This is a genomic window from Maribacter sp. C-4077 (assembly GCF_055378385.1).
Map to the genome: position 1 here is coordinate 2,782,587 of NZ_AP038807.1, position 17,874 is coordinate 2,800,460.

Annotated in this window: 18 protein-coding genes; 13 read left to right on the plus strand and 5 right to left on the minus strand. The window is 41.9% G+C overall.

Annotated features, from left to right (window positions below; translation table 11 throughout):
- Positions 1–55 precede the first annotated feature (55 nt).
- Both truA and ACZ41C_RS11965 read left to right on the plus strand, forming a co-directional pair.
- Positions 56–808, plus strand: a complete 753-nt coding sequence (gene truA, locus ACZ41C_RS11960) for a tRNA pseudouridine(38-40) synthase TruA (RefSeq protein ID WP_138257468.1) — start codon at positions 56–58, stop codon at positions 806–808.
- On the plus strand, positions 798–2,564 hold the full coding sequence (locus ACZ41C_RS11965) for an ABC transporter ATP-binding protein (RefSeq protein WP_138257469.1): 1,767 nt from the start codon (positions 798–800) through the stop codon (positions 2,562–2,564). The genes truA and ACZ41C_RS11965 overlap by 11 nt, the downstream gene beginning before the upstream one ends.
- Positions 2,565–2,573: 9 nt before the next feature.
- Here the strand turns inward: ACZ41C_RS11965 and ACZ41C_RS11970 are convergent, their stop codons facing one another.
- Genes ACZ41C_RS11970 through folP form a run of 3 tightly spaced genes read right to left on the minus strand, consistent with a single transcriptional unit; the run spans position 2,574 to position 5,013 of the window.
- Entirely contained in the window at positions 2,574–3,350 is a 777-nt protein-coding gene (locus ACZ41C_RS11970) for a DUF3667 domain-containing protein (RefSeq protein WP_464561651.1), read from the minus strand.
- Positions 3,350–4,135, minus strand: coding sequence for a diadenylate cyclase CdaA (cdaA, locus tag ACZ41C_RS11975; RefSeq protein ID WP_464561653.1), 786 nt, complete (start codon positions 4,133–4,135; stop codon positions 3,350–3,352). The genes ACZ41C_RS11970 and cdaA overlap by 1 nt, the downstream gene beginning before the upstream one ends.
- 53 nt (positions 4,136–4,188) lie before the next feature.
- Complete coding sequence (gene folP / locus ACZ41C_RS11980; protein WP_464561655.1) at positions 4,189–5,013, minus strand: dihydropteroate synthase; 825 nt, start codon at positions 5,011–5,013, stop codon at positions 4,189–4,191.
- 97 nt (positions 5,014–5,110) lie between these two features.
- Here folP and ACZ41C_RS11985 point away from each other — a divergent pair, with 97 nt between their 5' ends.
- The 6 genes from ACZ41C_RS11985 to ACZ41C_RS12010 all read left to right on the plus strand — a co-directional run bounded on the left by ACZ41C_RS11985 (position 5,111) and on the right by ACZ41C_RS12010 (position 9,198).
- Complete coding sequence (locus ACZ41C_RS11985) at positions 5,111–5,656, plus strand: DUF1599 domain-containing protein (RefSeq protein WP_138257473.1); 546 nt, start codon at positions 5,111–5,113, stop codon at positions 5,654–5,656.
- Positions 5,657–5,754: 98 nt separating this feature from the next.
- Positions 5,755–6,852, plus strand: coding sequence for a BT_3928 family protein (locus ACZ41C_RS11990; protein ID WP_464561657.1), 1,098 nt, complete (start codon positions 5,755–5,757; stop codon positions 6,850–6,852).
- Between the two features lie 44 nt (positions 6,853–6,896).
- Complete coding sequence (tpiA, locus tag ACZ41C_RS11995; protein ID WP_464561659.1) at positions 6,897–7,646, plus strand: triose-phosphate isomerase; 750 nt, start codon at positions 6,897–6,899, stop codon at positions 7,644–7,646.
- Between the two features lie 175 nt (positions 7,647–7,821).
- Positions 7,822–8,658 (plus strand): 50S ribosomal protein L11 methyltransferase, encoded by an 837-nt coding sequence (prmA, locus tag ACZ41C_RS12000; RefSeq protein WP_464561661.1) that lies wholly within the window; start codon positions 7,822–7,824, stop codon positions 8,656–8,658.
- Between the two features lie 21 nt (positions 8,659–8,679).
- A complete protein-coding gene (locus ACZ41C_RS12005) occupies positions 8,680–8,955 on the plus strand; it encodes an ATP-dependent Clp protease adaptor ClpS (protein ID WP_154916921.1) in 276 nt (91 codons plus the stop codon).
- A gap of 102 nt (positions 8,956–9,057) precedes the next feature.
- Complete coding sequence (locus ACZ41C_RS12010; RefSeq protein ID WP_464561663.1) at positions 9,058–9,198, plus strand: hypothetical protein; 141 nt, start codon at positions 9,058–9,060, stop codon at positions 9,196–9,198.
- Between the two features lie 112 nt (positions 9,199–9,310).
- On the opposite strand, the gene ACZ41C_RS12015 is transcribed toward ACZ41C_RS12010, so the two are convergent.
- On the minus strand, positions 9,311–9,532 hold the full coding sequence (locus tag ACZ41C_RS12015) for a hypothetical protein (protein WP_138257478.1): 222 nt from the start codon (positions 9,530–9,532) through the stop codon (positions 9,311–9,313).
- A gap of 303 nt (positions 9,533–9,835) precedes the next feature.
- Here ACZ41C_RS12015 and ACZ41C_RS12020 point away from each other — a divergent pair, with 303 nt between their 5' ends.
- Both ACZ41C_RS12020 and ACZ41C_RS12025 read left to right on the plus strand, forming a co-directional pair.
- Positions 9,836–10,573 (plus strand): ferritin-like domain-containing protein, encoded by a 738-nt coding sequence (locus ACZ41C_RS12020; protein WP_464561665.1) that lies wholly within the window; start codon positions 9,836–9,838, stop codon positions 10,571–10,573.
- A 27-nt stretch (positions 10,574–10,600) separates the two neighbouring features.
- Positions 10,601–11,428 carry a ferritin-like domain-containing protein gene (locus tag ACZ41C_RS12025; RefSeq protein ID WP_138257480.1) on the plus strand — a complete coding sequence of 276 codons (828 nt, stop codon included), beginning with the start codon at positions 10,601–10,603 and terminating at the stop codon, positions 11,426–11,428.
- A gap of 55 nt (positions 11,429–11,483) precedes the next feature.
- On the opposite strand, the gene ACZ41C_RS12030 is transcribed toward ACZ41C_RS12025, so the two are convergent.
- A complete protein-coding gene (locus ACZ41C_RS12030) occupies positions 11,484–12,203 on the minus strand; it encodes an NUDIX hydrolase (RefSeq protein WP_138257481.1) in 720 nt (239 codons plus the stop codon).
- Positions 12,204–12,625: 422 nt separating this feature from the next.
- Here ACZ41C_RS12030 and ACZ41C_RS12035 point away from each other — a divergent pair, with 422 nt between their 5' ends.
- The 3 genes from ACZ41C_RS12035 to ACZ41C_RS12045 are packed head-to-tail and all read left to right on the plus strand — an operon-like array spanning position 12,626 to position 17,871.
- Positions 12,626–14,185 carry an alpha-N-arabinofuranosidase gene (locus tag ACZ41C_RS12035; protein ID WP_464561668.1) on the plus strand — a complete coding sequence of 520 codons (1,560 nt, stop codon included), beginning with the start codon at positions 12,626–12,628 and terminating at the stop codon, positions 14,183–14,185.
- Positions 14,186–14,203: 18 nt separating this feature from the next.
- Positions 14,204–16,198, plus strand: coding sequence for a glycoside hydrolase family 127 protein (locus tag ACZ41C_RS12040; RefSeq protein ID WP_464561670.1), 1,995 nt, complete (start codon positions 14,204–14,206; stop codon positions 16,196–16,198).
- On the plus strand, positions 16,195–17,871 hold the full coding sequence (locus tag ACZ41C_RS12045) for a ribulokinase (RefSeq protein WP_464561672.1): 1,677 nt from the start codon (positions 16,195–16,197) through the stop codon (positions 17,869–17,871). The genes ACZ41C_RS12040 and ACZ41C_RS12045 overlap by 4 nt, the downstream gene beginning before the upstream one ends.
- The last annotated feature ends 3 nt before the right edge of the window (positions 17,872–17,874 follow it).

The window sequence follows — 17,874 nt, forward strand, 5'->3', positions numbered from 1 at the left end:
GTCTTCTAATTTTTGGTTTTTATATCTTTGTGAACTACAAAATTAGCGTATCCCTTTGAGATATTTTATTCAGTTCTCCTATTTTGGAAAGAAGTATCACGGGTGGCAAAACCAGCCCAACGCCATTACCGTTCAGGAAGTATTGGAAGGCGTGGTATCAAAACTCTTGAGGAGTCCCGTTGAAATAGTGGGTGCCGGAAGAACGGATACCGGGGTGCATGCCAGGGAGATGTTCGGTCATTTCGATTTTGAACCCATCGCCGATATAGAAAATCTTATCTATAGAATAAATGCATTTCTTCCAGGGGATATTGCCGTCCAAGGTATTTTTCCAGTTCAGGACGACGCTCATGCCCGATTTCATGCAATCTCCCGTTCGTACGAATATTGGGTTTGTCAGGAAAAGGACCCTTTTTTTAAGGATACGGCATATTTCGTGAAAAAACCATTGCACCTTGATCTAATGAATACGGCCGCTGAACTGCTCATGGGAAAGCAGGATTTTGAATGTTTTTCCAAATCAAAAACGGACGTGAAGACCTATTTTTGCGATATTAGAACGGCTCGTTGGGAACTAGGTTCCGATAAACTCATATTTAAGATCAGCGCAGATCGCTTTCTTAGGAATATGGTCAGGGCTATCGTAGGGACACTTTTGGATGTGGGTCACGGGAAGTACCCACCAAAGCATGTTAAGGCTATCCTAAATAGTAAGGATCGGTCGGAGGCCGGTGTTTCGGTACCTGCAAAAGGACTATATTTGACATCGATTACCTATCCAAAGAATATTTTCAAGCATGAGCGATAATACCGGCAATGCCTTTGATACAAGACTGTTCAAGCGCTTGATGAAGTATACACGGCCTTACAGGTTTACTTTTTATGGCGTGGCCTTGGCCGCAATCCTTTTATCGGCCTTTGCCGTGCTCACGCCATTACTTCTAAAGCAAATCATAGATGATGCCATTAAAGGTAGCGATGCCGATAAACTGTTACACCTAACACTGGCCATGCTGGCCGTACTTCTGGGGCAAGTCATTTCACAATTGCTGTTCAATTATTACGCCAATTGGTTGGGGGAATCCGTAATCAGGGACGTACGGATCAATCTATTCCAGAAAATGCTGGGATTCAAAATGAAGTATTTTGACAATTCCTCTTTGGGCGTTTTGGTGACTAGGGCGGTGGCGGACATGCAGCGCATTGGGGAGATTTTCAGTCAGGGTTTTTTTGTAATCGTGGCGGATTTGTTGAAAATGGTAGTAGCGGCGGGGGTAATGATCTACATTAATTGGAAACTGGCCTTGTTGGTCTTTTCAGTGCTGCCCATAATTTTATATGCCACCCGACTCTTCCAGAAGGCGATGAAAGTCGCTTTTACTGAGGTAAGGGCAGAGGTTTCCAACCTAAATTCCTTTGTGCAGGAACGGATTACCGGAATGAAAATCGTGCAATTGTTCACCAGGGAAAGGATAGAGAGTGAAAAATTCAGGGAAATCAATGAAAAGCATCAGAATGCCTGGCTACGAACGGTTTGGTACAATTCCATCTTTTTTCCTATTGCCGAAATCGTTTCTTCCATTACGGTAGGTTTGGTAGTTTGGTACGGTGGCTTGCAGAACGTTGCCAACATTACAAACGATGTGGCAGGTACGGTCTTTGCTTATATCATGTTGATCGATTTACTCTTTAGGCCCCTAAGACAGATTGCGGACAAGTTCAATACCCTACAAATGGGTATGGTCGCCGCGAACAGGGTCTTTAAGATTTTGGATACCGATAGTTCCATTGAGGATAATGGACAAATGGAAAAGACCGAGGTAAAGGGAACGATCCAATTTAAGGATGTCCGCTTCGGGTATCTGGAGGATGAGGAAGTATTGCACGGCATCTCCTTTGATGTAAAGGCCGGTGAAACCATAGCGATCGTGGGAGCAACGGGAGCTGGTAAATCCACCATAATAAATTTATTGAACCGGTTTTACGAGATCAATTCCGGTAAGATTCTGGTAGACGGAGTCGATATCAAGGATTATACATTATCCTCGCTTAGATCCCATATTGCGATCGTACTACAGGATGTCTTTTTGTTTGCCGATACCATTGCCAACAATATTTCCCTAAAAAATCCCGACATATCCGTTGGGGACATCGAGGAGGCCGCCAAGGCGATTGGCGTGGACGAGTTCATTGCAAGCCTTCCGGGCGGTTATGAATACAACGTAAAGGAACGAGGAAGCATGCTGTCCAGCGGTCAAAGACAGTTAATCGCCTTTTTGCGAGCCTATGTTAGCAAGCCCAGTATTTTGGTGTTGGACGAGGCTACTTCCTCCATTGATACCTATTCTGAACGTCTGATACAACAGGCTACAGAGCGTATTACCAAAGGAAGGACTTCTATCGTTATCGCCCATAGATTGGCAACCATAAAAAAAGCCGATAAAATCATTGTTATGGATGACGGTAAAATTGTGGAAATGGGATCCCACAAAGAGCTCTTGAAAAAAGGCGGATATTATCGCAACCTATACGAAGCCCAGTTCCTGGCAGAGGAAGTGGCATGATGGACAGTTCTAAGCAGAGGGTTTGAAATCCTCTGGCTGAATAGTTCCCGTGAGAAAAAGAATTATTGGGATGATAATGGAAAGACTGAAATAAAAGACGGTGAATAACATCCAAAATATCAGGACCTTTGACCAAAGCTCAATTCCTTTTTCACGTGCGATCCTTTTTATAACATAGGCAGAATACAAATACATGAAGAGAATTGCTATGAAACTAAATTTCATGTAGAAACTTGGTATGAAGGCCAAAATTATGAGGGATGGTATAAATATACCTAATGAATATTGCGCCAGGGTATAGGTGAATATGACAATCCTTTCGGAAAAGTTGTATTTTTTTGCCTGGAAATTCAGCCACCCGGCAATAGCCATCATCGGTATATATAAAACGAATAAAATGGCTTGGTAGTCGAGAATTGCGTCCCAGAATTTTCCCTGCCAAGCTTGGGACTGGCCCGTTCCTAAAACATCCATATCGAACTGCCCACTGTTCTTTCGCATAAAGAATACGAGAAGACCGGAAAGTGTAATGGCGATTCCCAAGTAACTGATTGGGTTTAAGTACTTTTTACGTATTCCTTCAATATAACCTACAATTACCGATTCTGGTTTTGAAAAAAGATGGGTAAATGTCCGTAAAAAAGTGTTGTCCACATTAAAATACCTTTCAATGGCATCATACCAAAGATTTTTTACGGTTAGCCTATTGCGTATCACTTGGGCTCCGCAATCCGGACAATAACTGTAGTCCGTTCTTAAAGTATTCCCACAATTTTTACATTGCATTATACAAGGTCTTTTTTCAAAAGCGTTATCAATTGTGCGCCAGACTCAAACAGTATAAATTCCCCGTTTTTTATATAGGAAATCTGTCCGGTTTCCTCGCTTACCACCAAACAGAGTGCATCCGTTTTTTCGGTTATGCCTATGGCGGCTCGGTGCCTAAGACCGTACCGGAGAGGAATACTACGTTCATTGGTGACGGGTAAAATGACCCGGGTCGCAACAATGTAATTATCCACGATTACCGCGGCACCGTCGTGTAAGGGGCTGTTCTTGTAGAAAATACTTTCTATGATGGGCTGGGTGACCTCAATGTTCATTCTGTCGCCCGTACTTTTTATAAAATCCAAGGAATTGCCCCTTTCTATGACCAAAATGGCTCCGGTCTTTGAAGCCGACATTTTTTCACAAGCCTTAACGATTGCCTCCACATCAATACTCGTAGTATCTCCCTCCTGTTTTAGGAATTTAAAATGCTTTACGAAGTTTCGTTTATTGGCAAAATTTGTGGAACCGATCATTAGAAGGAACTTTCGTATCTCCTGTTGAAAAACGATTATTAGGGCTATAAGCCCCACCTGCATGAAGGCACCCACGATGCTACTGATCATCTCCATGCCCAAAAGCTCTGTAAGTTTCCAGAAGGCCCAAACAATGACAATGCCAATGAAGATATTGATGGCCGCAGAACCACGGACCAGTTTATAAACATAGTAAAGGAGTACGGCCACCAAAACGATATCCAGGATATCCGTAATATTAAAATCGATAAAATTTAAAAAATCCAAAGAGTGCCGTTTCTGTAAAATTAACAAAAATAGATGAACAAGTATTCCCAAAATTAAGTGGTCAATTGCCTGTAAATCTTGATACATTCCATGGCCTCCGCAACATCGTGCACCCTTAAAATGGATGCCCTTTTTTCTAACGCTAACATATTGAGGGCGGTTGTTCCATTGAGGGCATGCTGGGCGTCCGTACCCAAGAGTTTGTATATCATGGATTTACGGCTAAGTCCAGCCAAAATGGGTCTATCGGCCATGGTCAACAAATCCAAGTTTTTCAATAATTCATAGTTCTGCTCCAGGGTTTTGGAAAAGCCAAAACCAGGATCGATGATGACATCGATGATACCCTTGGATCTTGCCACGGACAGCCGTTCTGAGAAATAGAACATGATTTCCTGTAGCAAATCCTCATAGAAAATTTGTTCCTGCATGGTTTTGGGATTGCCCCGCATGTGCATCATAATGTAAGGAACGTGGTATTCCGCTATTACTTCCATCATGGCTTCGTCCAAAAGTCCGGCAGAAATATCGTTGATCAATGCGGCGCCCCGTTCAAGTGCTTCTTTGGCTACTTTTGATTTGAACGTGTCTATGGACACCAGGGCGTCAGGAAATTTGCTTAGTACAAGTTCAAGTACGGGCAATAAACGTTTCAGCTCCTCATCGGTGCTGATTTCGTCGGCTCCGGGCCTCGTACTATAAGCGCCAAGGTCGATAAAAGTAGCACCCCAAGAGAGCATTTTTTCCACTTGTTCCAAAATGTCACGTTCATTTTTGTACTTACCGCCATCGTAAAAGGAATCTGGGGTAAGGTTGAGGATGCCCATCACTTTGGGATTTGTCAAATCAATAAGTTTTCCCTTACAGTTTATCGTCATACGGTCCTTTTGGTCATTGGGATGGTTTTAAGTTTGAACTCCCAATCTTGATGGTTACAAATTTTTGAGCGAAATTTACACAAATTACAACAACCACATGCAAAAAACGGAAGAGCAGTATAATGCCGTAATCAAGGTTTGTCAGGATCTTTACGAAAAGAAAATGCTTGATTACGGGTGCGCATGGCGCATTCTCCGTTTACCCTCCCTTACCGATCAAATATTTATCAAGGCGCAACGGATACGTAGCTTGCAGGAAAATGCCTTTCGTAAAGTGGACGAGGGCGAGGTTCCGGAGTTCATAGGAATAATAAATTATTCTGTGATGGCCTTGATACAGCTTGAGCTAGGCGTGGCGGAACAGCCAGACCTAGATCCCAAAACGGCCCTATCACTCTATAAAAAGCACGTGAACGCAACCAAGGAACTCATGCTCAATAAAAACCATGATTATGGTGAGGCCTGGCGGGACATGCGCGTAAGTTCCCTGACGGATTTAATACTGCAAAAATTGCTCAGGGTGAAATCCATTGAGAACAATAAGGGGAAAACCTTGGTGAGCGAGGGTATTGATGCCAACTATCAGGATATGATAAACTATGCTGTTTTTGCATTGATTCACCTAGGTTTGTCTGAAAATTAATTAAGAATTATGAAATGAGCCATAAGAAGTCTTATTGCCCACCAAGATGGTTATTGGCGAATTGCATCTGACCTATGGAAAACAATAAAAATAAACAGATGAAATATGTAATTGGAGTAGTTCGAATTTTTGTAGGGGTACTTTTTATTATCAGCGGGTTCATAAAATTGAACGATCCTGTTGGATTTTCTTTTAAGTTGGAGGAATACTTCAGTCCCGGAGTGCTCAATATGCCTTTTTTTGAACCGTATGCATTGACCATTTCCTTGGTAGTGGTCATTTTTGAAGTGCTTTTGGGAGTATTCCTTATACTGGGTATACTGCGAAAATTTACCCTATGGAGTCTTTTGTTGATGATCGTGTTCTTTACGTTTTTGACGTTCTATTCCGCATATTTCAATAAGGTAACGGATTGCGGTTGTTTTGGGGATGCCATCAAGTTGACCCCATGGGAATCCTTTTCAAAGGATGTAGTTCTGTTGGTACTGATACTTTTGTTGTTTTATGGGAAGGAATATATCACGCCACTTTTTAGGCCCTTCATTACCAAGGTACTGGTGGCCATCTCCATAGTTGGCTGCATCGGGTATGCCTACTATGTCCTGAATCATTTGCCGGTAATCGATTTTAGGCCTTATGAAATCGGAAAAAATATAGAAGAGGGAATGGGTATCCCGGAGGACGCACCCAAGCCCGTTTATGAGTATTCATGGAAATTTAAAGTGAACGGTGAAGAACAGGTCATAGTTACCAATGGGGATTATCCCACGGTAAATGGGGAATTCATAGGTGTTGAGACCGAAGAGATACAGAAGGGCTACGAGCCTCCGGTACACGATTTTACCATTGAACAGGAAGGCGAGGATTTTGCAGCGAGTCTATTGCAGGAACCCAAATTGGTCATGGTCATCGCCTATGATTTACGAAAGGCCAATACGGAGGTTTTTTCCGAAGTGAAAGAGGTTACGGACAAGGCCATGGAAAATGGATACAAGGTTATTGGTATGTCGGCTTCCGGGCCGGAGCAGACCCAGGTTTTGAAACAGGAATTCAATTTGGGATTTGAGTTCTATTTCACCGATCAAACGACCTTGAAAACCATTGTAAGGTCCAATCCCGGGGTTTTGGTCTTGGAAAACGGAACCATAAAACAAAAGGTGCATTACAATGATTTGGAGTACCTTACATTTGAATAATCGATAGTCATACCATAAATTAAACAAGCATAAATAGTATAACAATGAGAAGTAAGATAGTAGCAGGAAATTGGAAAATGAACAAGAACCTGGAAGAGACCGAAGCCTTATTGGTGGAATTGGCCGCCAAACTGCCGGATACCAAAGCGGAGGTTATGGTAGCGCCAACATTCGTAAACTTGGCGGCGGCGGTTCGCAATTTGGAAGCTTCTCAGATAGAAGTCATCGCACAGAATATGCATTTTGCGGAAAGTGGTGCATATACCGGGGAAATTTCTGCGGATATGCTATTGAATATTGGTGTGGATACCTGTATTATCGGACATTCAGAACGTAGGGCCTATTTTGGCGAAACCGATGAAATCTTGGCCAAAAAGGTGAGAACAGCTATGGAGAAAGGCATTAGGGTCATGTTTTGCTTTGGGGAGGAATTGGAGGACCGCAAATCTGGAAACCATTTCAATGTGGTGGAAAGCCAACTTAAAAATGCGCTGTTTTCTTTGGATAAATCCGATTGGAGCAAGATTATACTGGCCTACGAACCTGTTTGGGCCATAGGAACGGGAGAAACGGCATCACCGGAACAGGCACAGGAAATGCATGCTTTTATCAGAAAGGTTATTTCAGATGCTTATGATAGTTCCGTGGCTTCCAACGTTTCCATTTTATATGGGGGCAGCGTGAAACCTGGGAATGCAGAAGAGATTTTTTCAAAACCCGATGTTGACGGTGGTCTAATTGGTGGTGCTTCCTTGGTATCGGACGATTTTGTGGCAATTATCAAAGCGATTTAAAGAACCATAAAATTGATTGTTTTATAAAGAGGCTGTCTAAAAAGTCGCAATTCCATTCATATGTCACATAGAGCGCAGTCGAGATGCGTTAAAATCCAGTGAGTTATAATTTTCGACTCCGCTCGAATTGAAAGCAGAGATGACTTTTTGGACAGCCTCTTTTAAATACCGGGAAATGGACGATATCATTTACATGGAATACAAATTTTTGGTAGCACCGTTGCAACCTGCTTCGGACATCCTTATCGCCGAGTTGGGGGAAGTTGGTTTTGAAAGTTTCGTAGAGGAAGAAACGGGGGTTTTGGCATATATCCAAAAGGTGGAATGGGGTGAAAACATTTTGGATGGACTCTATATACTGAACAATGGAAATTTTGATATCTCATTTACCTATAAGGAAATCGCCCAGGAAAACTGGAATGCGACATGGGAAAGAAATTTCCAACCGATTTTGGTGGACGATAGATGCATGGTACGAGCGCCTTTCCACGATGCGCTTAATGTTGAATACGACATTATCATAGAACCCAAAATGAGCTTTGGCACGGGCCATCACGAAACCACCCATATGATGTTGCAGCATATCCTTACTTTGGAGCTGGATGACAAAACTGTATTGGATATGGGTTGCGGTACGGGCGTTCTGGCCATATTGGCATCCAAACGAGGGGCCAAAGAACTTGATGCTATTGATATCGATAATTGGTGTTATCTAAATTCCAAGGAGAACGTGGAACGAAATGGTATCGGGAATATTTCCGTATTTGAAGGCGATGCGGCACTTTTAGGTGAAAGGAAGTATGATGTTATCATCGCCAATATCAACCGTAATATACTCTTGGAAGATATTCCAACATATGTCCGTTGTTTGAAAAAGGAAGGTGTACTTTTGGTCAGTGGCTTTTATCTGGAAGATTTATTGTTAATTACGGAAAAGTGCCATGAGGTTGGCCTTCGGTTCGAAAAAAATCTTGAAAAGAACAATTGGGTTGCCGCAAAATATGTATTTTAGGCTATAGCAAAATCGATTGTAATGAGCACTAAAGAAAAAATTTCCGAAGAGCTCCTCTTGGAGGAAGAGACGGTCAAACAAAATGAGATAGTTCTTTTTAATGACGATGTAAATACTTTTGATCACGTCATAGAGACACTTATAGCGGTCTGTGATCATACCCCGGAGCAGGCGGAGCAGTGTTCCCTTATCGTTCATTACAACGGAAAGTGTACTGTTAAGACAGGTGAGTACAATGATTTGGCACCTCAATGTACAGGACTTTTAAATGCCGGTCTTAGTGCGGAAATTGTTTAGGGTATTCAACGGCATATCGGTAAATCTTCCAATTGCACTGGATTTTACAACACTTTCTTATAAAGAATAATCAATCCCATTGCAAAGCAAAAAATCACCACTATGGGTAGCACGTACTTTGCTGCCAAGTTTGACATTTTGGCCATTCTTTTTCGGGCCATTTCAGATTTTTTCTGGTCCTTTTTCATTTTTGGTTTGTTGTCCGGCAAAGTTCGCAGCAAAAAATGGGTACAGGTAAAATAATTGACAAACAGTATTTTAACTTGGATGTTTTGTAGTTTAATTCATGGCTTAAAGGACACCCAATAAAAAACCCCTTTAAGAAGGGGCATAATATGATTATTAAGAACTGGATTTAAACGAGAGGAACTCCATTTAAACGTTTCTCTATTTTTTTCTTTTTCTCTGTCAACCTTTTCATGACATCCATTAGGTTGGGATCTTTGGTTTCCTTATAAACTTCGTTTATACTCAATATTAAAGCTTTTGCTTCTCTGGACGCCTCCACCCTGTCACTGGTAGACATATTGCTCATTTTTCTGTTTTCAAATTCCTGAGCTTTTTCAAGTAAATCCATGTACGTTTTTTTTCAAAGTTAGCATAATAATCAAATTAAGCAATTCTTGACCAATAGTAACTAATTATGGCACAATTAGATTGATGTATTTATGATGAATTTAACTTTTTGAAAAGAGTGAAGCGGATAAATCGATTAATTAAAACACCATGCTTTGCGCATTTTAAATTTAAGGGTGCCAAGTTTCATGCTCCTTCATATTCAATATGGTAGGATTTAGTTTCTTTTTAAGATTTTTTTAGCATCTCCTCCGTATTATCTCCGTAGGTACGAGTGAAAGTTTAACCTAAAAAAAGGAGTAGTATGAGTAAAAAAGTTATTAAAGTGGATATGGCAAACAGGGCCAGAAATCGCAGGAGATTTCTAAAGTTAAGTGGTCTTGGATTGGCAGGAGCGGGTCTATTTGTGGCTTGTAGCGATGACGATTATAATGGAGGTATGATCCCCATGCCGCCCATGGAAGATGGGATCTTTGATCTGGGGTCAGGAGACTTGGGGGTATTAAATTATGCCTATGCCTTGGAACAACTGGAAGCCGATTTTTATACCAAGGTTGTAAATTCTTTTTACGCCAATATTTCAGATGTAGAAAGACAGGTTTTTACAGATCTATACAATCATGAAGTTAATCATCGGGAGTTTTTCAAGGCTGCTATTACCGCTGCCGTCGGATCAAATACGGAGCTCGTTTTACCGGAACTGGAGTTCGATTATGGTTCGCTGAATTTTGGGAGTCGGGATGAGGTTCTTGGAACAGCAAGGGTTTTGGAAGATACGGGAGTTGCCGCCTACAATGGCGCGGGAAGGTTGATATCGGACCCCAACTATTTACTGATAGCTGGTAAAATTGTTTCCGTTGAAGCGCGACATGCATCGGCGATCCGGTCACTGATCAATCCAGAAAGTGCCGATTTTTCCGGTGATAATATTATTGACGTAACAACTGGATTGGATGTGGCAATGGACCCATCGGAAATACTTGCGGCTGTAGGTGCTACAGGATTTATTACCACTCAGTTCACGGCAAACAATTTACCATAACTAGTAACATACAAATACAATAACATTATGAATATTATAAAATTTTTAGACGAATTTACAACGGATAATCTCATCGACGGAAAAACTTCTAGAAGGGACGTTTTTTCAAAATTGGGAGCACTTTCTAAAAAGGCTGCCATAGCCGCTGTACCTTTTGGACTTGCGAGCGTTCCAAAAAAGGCCTTAGCACAGTCAATGAGTGCAGACCCTGTAGGAGCACTGCAACTTGCCTTGACTTTGGAGTATTTGGAGGATGAATTTTATGACTTGGCACTTCAATCCGGTGTTTTGCCTTCAGGTAGGCCGGAGATTGTCTACATGCAGATATCAAAACACGAACAGGCCCATGTAGACTTTTTAAGGGCCGGACTGGAAGGTGCAGGTGTTACACCTGTGGAAAAGCCAACTTTTGATTTTACGGTAGGCGGTATGTTCGACCCCTTTAACGATAATGGAGTAGGGCAGGAAACGGCCTATGCACAGCTTTTGGCCTTGGCACAAGCCTTTGAGGACACCGGTGTAAGGGCCTATAAAGGCCAGGCCGGTAACTTGCTAGGTTCGGATTTTTTAACGCCCGCCCTGCAGATTCATTCCGTAGAAGCACGACATGCCTCCGAAATTAGAAGACTCAGAGGTTTGAAGGGTTGGATTACCAATAACGATCGGGGCATGGGCATGCCGGAAGCTACACAGGCCGTTTATGATGGAGAGGAGAATATCGTACAAGGTGGGGTAGATGTAACCACCTTGGGGTCCGATGGCCCATTTACTATGGAAGCCTCTTCAGAAGCCTATGATGAACCGCTTTCCGGAGATGATGCTACAGCAATAGCTAGTCTCTTTATTGTAAACTAATTTTGTTTAGGTTAGGTTGGTTGTTTAAGGGGTATCCATTTAGGATACCTCTTTTTTAAATCTTGAAATTGAAGCCCTCTTCAACCTTGCGATTGTACTTTTCCTCATTGAATTTGTACAGAAAGGCTCCTTTTTTGGAGGAGCTCATATCCTTTTCATCCAATTTGATGAGGATATCGAAGGAATTGAATTTGCTGATAAAGTTCCGCTTGTCCAGTTTCTTCCCCATGATGCCTTCGTACAGTTTTTGGAGCTGTCGCATGGTAAATTTCTCGGGCAGCAGTTCAAAACCTATAGGTTTGCTTAAGGCTCTTCTACGAAGTCTGGCCATGGCCCTTTCCACCATGTCGTTATGGTCAAAGATCAAATTTGGAGCCTCTTTTATGGGAAACCATTTTGCGGAATTTTGTTTTATCAGTTCCTTGTCGTGATTTGCAATATCGATAAGCGCATAATATGCAACGGATAGGGTTCGATCTGCAGGATCTCTATCAACCTTACTGTAGGTATAAAGTTGCTCCATATAGATATTGTTCAGGCCCGTTAAATGATAGAGTACCCTACTGGCGGCAATATCAAGGTCTTCCTCTTTCTTAAGAAACCCCCCAATTAGGGACCACTTTCCTTTTTCGGGTTCAAAGCCCCTTTTTACTAATAATATTTTCAGCTCTTCTTGGTCAAAGCCAAAAATGATACAGTCCACAGCAAGTAGAACCTTGTCCTCGTGGTCGTAATAAGCAAGTGATAAAATTTCTTTTTGGTCGGTATTCTGCAATGTTGTGGAGTTGTTGGTATATTTAGCTAGGAAATTTAGTTAAAATCAGGCTATTTTCATATACATTTCATTGCTTAAAATATATAATTGCGAAAAAATATTACTTCCAATTAAGATTAATGCTTAAATCAACTTGGAAAATTCAAATATCTGCTGTTTATTTACACGTGTTAAAAATACACTTTTAATAATCTGATTAAATTAGCGGTCATGAGTTATAAAGCGTAATAGCTCACTTGGTTTATCGGCGAACTTGGCATTTTAGAGAGGATCATGATGGCGGATTATTTTAAGTAGGGGTCAGAAACTGTAAATGATTAGGTGAACTCCAGCATTATATATTAATATAAAGGCCTGAAGCGACTATAAGAATTGAATTTTTTGAAAAAAAGTAATTATCGGAACACAAATAAAAACACTTTATGAAAACACTTAGATTTTATGGTTTAACAGCTTTGATTCTTTTTTTAGGTCATGGCGTTGTTATTGGTCAGTCCAAACAAAGCACTATTAAAATTGAAGATTTTGATGACGCTCCCATAATTAGTAAACATATCTATGGACATTTTGCCGAACATTTGGGTAGATGTATTTATGAGGGTTTTTATGTTGGAGATAACAGTATGATACCTAATACCGAAGGCGTACGAAACGATATCATCGATGCACTGAAAGAACTTCAAATCCCCAATTTACGTTGGCCCGGTGGTTGTTTTGCAGATACATATCATTGGAAAGATGGTATTGGGCCCCAGGAAAATAGACCAACTATCGTTAATACTTGGTGGGGAGGCGTTACCGAAGACAACAGTTTTGGAACCCATAATTTTTTGAACTTATGTGAGGTTCTTGATACGGAACCATATCTCTCCGGAAATGTAGGAAGCGGTACGGTACAGGAATTGGCGGATTGGGTACAGTACACCAATTTTAAAGGAAAAAGTCCCATGTCCGATTTGCGAAGAGAAAACGGCAGGGAAGAACCTTGGACAGTCAAATTCTGGGGAATTGGAAATGAGGCATGGGGTTGCGGTGGAAATATGCGTCCAGAATATTACGCTGATATCTATAAAAAATATGTCACCTTCATGTCCGATGCGGACGTTGAGGGAGGGCTATATAAAATTGCTTCCGGTGCCAGCAATGATGACTATAACTGGACAGAAGTGCTAATGAAAAATATACCTAAAAAAATGCTCCAAGGCGTTGCCTTGCATCACTATAGCGTGATTGATTGGAGCGCAAAGGGTTCAGATGTGGATTTTACCGAAGACCTCTATTTCAAGACCATGAAGGAGTCATGGCTTATGGAGGAATTGATTGTCAAGCATACTGCTATAATGGATAAATACGACAAAGAAAAGCAGGTGGACCTCATTGTGGACGAATGGGGCGGCTGGTATGAGGTTGCCGAAGGAACCAATCCAGGTTTTCTTTATCAGCAAAATACGATGCGCGATGCGATGATTGCCGGTATGAACCTCAATATTTTCAATAATCACGCGGACAGGGTAAAAATGGCAAATCTCGCGCAGACCGTGAACGTACTTCAGGCAGTTATTTTGACAGACAAAGAGAAAATGATTCTTACCCCCACATATCACGTGATGAACATGTACAAAGTGCATCAAGATGCCAAATTGATTCCGCTTTCCTTTGAATCTCCTGTGTACACTTATGAGGGAGAAAGTCTTCCTGCAGTAAATGCCTCGGCATCAATGGATGATTCAGGTAAGATGCATATATCTCTTGTGAATATTGATGCTCATAATGAAAACATGGTCTCCATAGATTTGAATGCATTGGGAATAAAGGAAGTTACAGGTCGAATTTTAGCATCGGATAAACTACAGGACCATAATACTTTTGACGATCCTAATAAAATAGAGCCTAAAGATTATAAGGGCTTTAAGTTCAAAAAGGGTGTTTTGGAGGTTGAATTACCGCCTTTTTCCGTTGTTGTATTGGAAGGAAGTAAGTAAACTAAAAGGTATAAAAGGATGAATAAACAAAAGCGGTTTTTTTATGGTATCATTTGTTTCCTTTTCATAATCTCTTGTAAGACTGAGGTCAAGGAATTTGCTTCTGATGTCAAAGAAAAAACGGCTGGTTATCCAATAACGCCCGTAAACATCCAACATGTTCGATTAACGGATAAATTTTGGTTGCCATGGATACAAAAGGTTCAGGAAAGGACCATTGAATACGCCATTGAAAAATGCAGGGAAGAAGGTAGGTTCGATAACTTTTTGATAGCCGGGGGCAAAATGGAGGGATCTGTTCGTGGGGTAATGCCTTTTGATGATTCCGATGTTTATAAAATCATAGAAGGAGCCTCTAATTCTTTGATAAGTTCTCCAAATCCAAAATTGGAAACTTTGTTGGATTCCTTGGTGGAAATCATAAAAATTGGTCAGGAGTCCGATGGTTATTTGACCACATGGCGTACCATAAATCCGGCCAAGCCACCCGCAACTTGGGTGGAGGTAAAGGAGGGAAAAAGATGGGAATCCCTTGCGGCAAGCCATGAACTTTACAATGCCGGCCATATGTACGAGGCCGCAGTGGTGCACTATAAAGCTACCGGAAAACGGAATTTCTTGGATATCGCCCTTAAAAATGCCGATCTAATGGTGGAAACTTTTGGAGAGGGAGTAGGGAAGATTGCCGCAGTACCAGGGCATCAGATAATAGAAACCGGACTAATAAAATTATACGAGGTTACAGGAAAAGAAGACTACCTAAATTTGGCCAAGTATTTCTTGGACAATAGGGGCAACCCAGATAATCATGAACTCTTCGGAGCCTATTCACAGGACCACGTTCCCGTGGTTAAACAGGACGAGGTCGTGGGACACGCCGTAAGGGCCGTTTACATGTACGCAGCAATGACGGATATAGCTGCTATGAAAAACGATTCTGCCTACCTGAGCGCCGTACATAAATTATGGGATAATATGGTGGGTAAAAAAATGTATATCACAGGAGGAATCGGTGCCAGGCATGACCAGGAATCCTTTGGCGAGAATTATGAACTGCCCAATATGACAGCCTATAACGAAACTTGTGCCTCCATTGGTGACGTGTATTGGAACCACCGGCTGCATAATTTGACCGGTGAAGTACAGTATTTTGATATTATAGAACGTACCCTGTATAACGGTCTTATTTCTGGAATATCCTTGGACGGTACCCATTTCTTTTATCCCAATGCCTTGGAATCCGATGGTAAATATGAATTCAACCAAGGGGCCGCCACCCGCAAATCTTGGTTCGATTGTTCTTGCTGCCCTACCAATGTAGTTAGATTTGTTCCGGCAATCCCCGGTCTTTTATATTCTAAGAGTGATGATACTGTTTTTGTAAACCTATATGCTTCCAACGAGGCAACAATCGACTTGCCAACACAATCTTTGGAGGTTAAAATGGAAACGAATTATCCTTGGGATGGAAGGGTCGGAATCAATGTTAAGGATAGCAAAAATCCCGATTTTAAAATGAAACTTAGGGTGCCAGGGTGGGCACGCAACGAGGTTTTGCCCAGCGACCTGTATCAATACAGAAATAATCTTTCTAGCCCCATCACGCTAAAAATAAATGGTGAAAATAGGAAGGTAGAATTAAACGATGGATATATTACTTTAGATGGCGCTGAGGTAGCTGGTAAATCCATCGAATTGGAGTTTCCTATGGAAGTCCGTTTGGCGGAGACGTCTGTAATGGTGGCTGAGAACAAAGGAAAGGTAGCCTTGGAATACGGGCCATTGGTCTATGCTCTAGAAGAGGTGGACAATAAGGCTGGTTTTGAAGATATTGCCGTTACGGACAGTTCTAATTTTTCGGTGACCATGGAAGAAAATTTTTTGGAAGGGGTGAATACCATAAATACCGAAAGTTTCAAGGCAATTCCATATTATGCATGGTCCAATAGGGGGGTAGGAAAAATGAAGGTCTGGTTGCCCGGGAAGAATTCAAAAAAACAAATCAAAAATTGAAGACATCATATGTTATTGGGTTGGATTACGGTTCGGATTCCGTCCGGGCCGTACTTATCAATACCCAAAATGGAGAGGAGATAGCCTCAGAAGTTTGTTGGTATAAAAGATGGAAGCAAAATAAGTATTGCAATCCGTCCATTAATCAGTTTCGGCAGCATCCCTTGGATCATATCGAAGGGCTGGAGCACACAGTAAAAGCGGTTATGAACCGGAGCAATATAGACCCGGCCGATGTAAAGGGAATCTGTATAGATACCACGGGATCGTCTCCGGTGCCTGTAACCAAAGACGGTACACCGTTGGCCTTGGTGGAGGGTTTTGCCGAAAACCCAAATGCCATGATGGTCTTATGGAAGGACCATACGGCCATTAAGGAAGCGGAACTCATAAACGAATTAGGGGTTTCATGGGGCGGTGAGAATTTTACGAAATATGTGGGCGGAATTTATTCTTCGGAATGGTTCTGGGCCAAAATCGCCCATGTTGTCCAGCAAGATGAGGCTGTTAGGAACAATGCCTATACTTGGATGGAGCATTGTGATCTAATGACCTACCTCTTGATTGAGGATAAAAATTTGGAAACCTTTAAACGCAGTAGATGTGCCGCGGGTCATAAGGCGATGTGGCATCAAAGCTGGGGCGGATTGCCCCCAAAGGAATTTTTGGGCAAAATACATCCTTATCTGGCGGATTTAAGGGACCGTCTATATGAAGAAACCTTTACATCTGACCAGGTAGCAGGCACATTGAGCCAAGAATGGGCAAATCGTTTGGGACTCAACACGGATACCGTTGTTGCCGTAGGCACTTTTGACGCGCATTCAGGGGCCGTGGGTGCAAAAATTGATGAGCATGCCCTGGTACGTGTTATGGGAACCTCTACCTGTGACATTATGGTGGCCACTGATACCGATATAGATGGTAAAACGATAAAGGGTATCTGCGGACAGGTAGATGGTTCGGTCATACCCGGTTTGGTGGGTTTGGAAGCGGGTCAATCCGCTTTTGGAGACTTATTGGCCTGGTTCAAGGACGTACTTTCATGGCCTATCGATAATTTGGTTTTGACTTCGGATATTTTATCGGAACAACAAAAAATAGATTTAAAGGAAGAAATAGAGCGCGATTTTATCAAAAAACTATCTGATGCGGCCGAAGCAATACCCTTGTCCGAAAGTATACCCACCGCACTGGACTGGATAAATGGCAGACGCACCCCGGATGCCGACCAAAATTTAAAAAGTGCCATATCACAACTCTCATTGGGCAGCAAAGCACCCCACATTTTCAAGGCCTTGGTAAACGCCATCTGTTTTGGTTCCAAGAAAATTGCCGACCGTTTTCAGGAAGAGGGTGTTCAAATCAATTCGGTGATTGGTATCGGTGGTGTAGCAAGGAAGTCACCTTTTATCATGCAAACCTTGGCTAACGTTATGAATATGCCCATTAAAGTGGCAGCCTCGGATCAGGCGCCGGCCTTGGGTGCGGCAATATATGCCGCCGTGGCATCGGGAATCTATTCAAATGTTGTTGAGGCCAGTACATATATGGGAAGCGAGTTTGAAGCGGAATATGATCCCCAGCAAGCTTCCGTTGAAACATACAGACATTTGATGGAATCCTACAATGAACTGGGAAATTTCATCGAAACAACCATAAAATCAAAATAAGGA